Origin of the sequence: Hyphomonas sp., assembly GCF_040882205.1 — a bacterium.
Classification (GTDB): Bacteria; Pseudomonadota; Alphaproteobacteria; order Caulobacterales; family Hyphomonadaceae; genus Hyphomonas.
Map to the genome: position 1 here is coordinate 1 of NZ_JBBEBT010000236.1, position 2,883 is coordinate 2,883.

Sequence of the window (2,883 nt, forward strand, 5' to 3'; positions counted from 1 at the left end):
CCAGCTGCGCGGATGATGTACATGATGTGCTTGGCTTTCACGGTCTCGATGAACGAGTACTCAAGGAAGCCAAACTCATTGTAGGCGCGCCACATGAAGCCTTCGGTGATCCCGGCAACGTACATGGCAACGATGTAGAAAAGGATGCCCAGCGTCGCGAGCCAGAAGTGCCATTCGACAAGTGCGGTGGAGAACAGCGCCTTGCGCTTCCACAGCCACGGCGTGAGGCAGTAAAGCGCGCCGAAGCTTATGAAGCCGACCCAGCCCATCGAGCCGGAGTGGACGTGGGCGATACCCCATTCGGTATAGTGCGACAGGGAGTTCACGGCGCGCACGCTCATCAGCGGGCCCTCGAAGGTCGACATGCCGTAGAAGGCAAGCGCGACGATCATCATGCGGACGACCGGGTCAGTGCGCAGCTTGTCCCAGGCGCCGGACAGCGTCATCACGCCGTTGATCATGCCGCCCCAGCTGGGCATCCACAGCATGATGGAGAACACCATGCCGAGCGTCTGGGCCCATTGCGGCAGGGCGGTATAGTGCAGGTGGTGCGGGCCCGCCCAGATGTAGATGAAGATCAGCGACCAGAAGTGCACGATCGACAGCCGGTAGGAATAGACTGGCCGGTTCACTCGCTTCGGGATGAAGTAGTACATGATCGCGAGGAAACCGGTGGTAAGGAAGAAGCCGACGGCGTTGTGTCCGTACCACCATTGCGTCAGCGCATCCTGGACACCTGCGAACAGCTGATAGCTTTTAGATCCGGTGAGGCTGACGGGTATCGCCAGGTTGTTGACGATGTGCAGCGTCGCGATAGTGACGATGAAGGACAGGTAGAACCAGTTCGCCACATAAATGTGCGGCTCCTTGCGCTTCCACAGCGTCCCAAGGAAGACGAACAGGTAAGCAACCCAGACAATCGTCAGCCAGAGGTCGGCATACCATTCCGGTTCGGCGTATTCCTTGGACTGGGTGACACCAAGAAGGTAACCGGTGCCGGCGATAATGATAAACAGATTATAGCCCCAGAACACGAACCAGGGCCACATGCCGCCGGCGAGCCTCGTACGGCAGGTGCGCTGGACGACGTAGAAGCTGGTGGCGATCAGAACGTTGCCGCCGAAGGCGAAGATCACGGCCGAAGTATGCAAGGGGCGCAGACGCCCGAAATTGGTCCAGCCGAAGTCGGGAAAATAGAAGATGCCCGGAAAGGTCAGCTGCAGGGCAATGATCAGCCCGACGAGGAAGCCCGCGATCCCCCAGAACATAGCAGCGGCGACACCGAACTTGACGATCGTGTCTTCGTAGATCGCCGGCTCGAACGGGTTGCGGCCGTTGAGCGACCCCGCCCACAGGCCCGTGATCAGAAGGCCTGCGACCGCGAGGAAGAAGAACGTCCAGGCATGTGCGGCCATCATCGGGTCCGCAGCGTTTGCGGCGATGATGAGGGCGCCGAGCGCGACCGCTCCAACAAGGGCACTCACCGTGCCTATGCTGAAGCCCCACCCGGATTGGTCGGTGGCCGAAGTATGTGCGCTCATGGGAACCCCTCTGGCGAGCCGGTGTCGGCGATGTCGGCCGATACCTGCCGATACCTGCCGATACCTGCCGGAGGGGTTGCGCGGGCTGTATAGGGGGATCTACCTATGGGCGGGCCTGTCGCACCGGGCGTAGGTCTTGCGCGTCGATCAAAGGAGCCCGGGCATGTGGAAACTTGCAGCAACAGGATGCAGCCTGCTGGTCGCTGGCGCCGTGCAGTTTGCAGCCTTTCTGAACCACGCGCCGACGCTGGAAGACTATCTTGCGTTCCGGTGCGGTCCCTCCGCGCAAGCCGCAATCAGTGACACTGCAGGACGTATGTTGATCGGGTCTGCGCACTGCTGGGGCTGCTATGCCATAGCGATTGGCGTCGGCATTTTGCTGCTGGCGGCCGTGCAAGCCTTGGCCCGGAGCCGAGAAGAAGCCTGGCGCCGGAGCTGATTTGCAGGCCTTGCGGCCTTGCGCCTTTCGCTCATGGAAGGCAGTGAGGGCCCGCAACTCAGGGAATCCCGGCGATGAGTGACACGCCCAAAGCCTTTCAGGTGCCTCTCAATGAGCTGGACGCCCCGGCGCATCAGCTGCATTTCGAATCGATTTTGGCGTCGGTCCCGGACGCCATGGTGGTTACAGACGAGAGCGGAACGATCCTTGCGTTCAGCACCGCCGCAGAGAAGCTGTTCGGTTACACAGCAACAGAAATGATCGGGCAGGCTGTCAACCGTCTCATGGCAGGCCGGGACCGGACCAATCATGGCAGCTACATTGGCAACTATTTGCGTACGGGAAACCGCCAGATCATTGGCAAAGGCCGCGTAGTGATCGCGGCACGTGCGGATGGGACCCTGTTTCCGATAGATCTCAAGATCGGCGAAGCGCGAATCGACGACCGGTTCCTGTTCACGGCTTTCATCCGTGACCTGACGGAGCACCAGCGCGCCGAACTGCGCATGCAGGAGATGCAGTCCGAACTCGTACACTTCTCGAGGCTCAGCGCCGTCGGCACCATGGCCTCCGCGCTGGCGCACGAATTGAACCAGCCCCTTACGGCGGTCGCCAACTATCTTGAAGCGAGCCGGGATCTCCTTGATTCGCCGGACCCGGAAACCCGTGAAGTCCTGCGCGAAGCCCTGTCGGAGGCCGCCCGGCAGGCCGTGCGGGCGGGAGAGATTGTCAGAAAGCTGCGCAGCTATGTTTCCAGGGGCGAGATCGACGCACGCCCCGTCAGTCTCCGGCCGCTGTTGGTGGACGCTATTGCCCTGACAAGAACTTCGCGCGACCGGTCGGACATTCCGGTCACCATCACGGTGGACGAGAATATCGACCGTGTGCTGGCAGATCCCATCC

2 protein-coding genes are annotated in these 2,883 nt (G+C 61.2%); one reads left to right on the forward strand and one right to left on the reverse strand.

Annotation, left to right across the window (positions count from 1 at the left end; genetic code table 11):
• The coding region (gene ccoN / locus WEA77_RS10025) for a cytochrome-c oxidase, cbb3-type subunit I (RefSeq protein WP_368067738.1) at nt 1-1,541 on the reverse strand (1,541 nt) is incomplete at its 3' end.
• A 513-nt stretch (nt 1,542-2,054) separates the two neighbouring features.
• Here ccoN and WEA77_RS10030 point away from each other — a divergent pair.
• On the forward strand, nt 2,055-2,883 hold an 829-nt coding region (locus WEA77_RS10030), incomplete at its 3' end, for a PAS domain S-box protein (protein ID WP_368067739.1).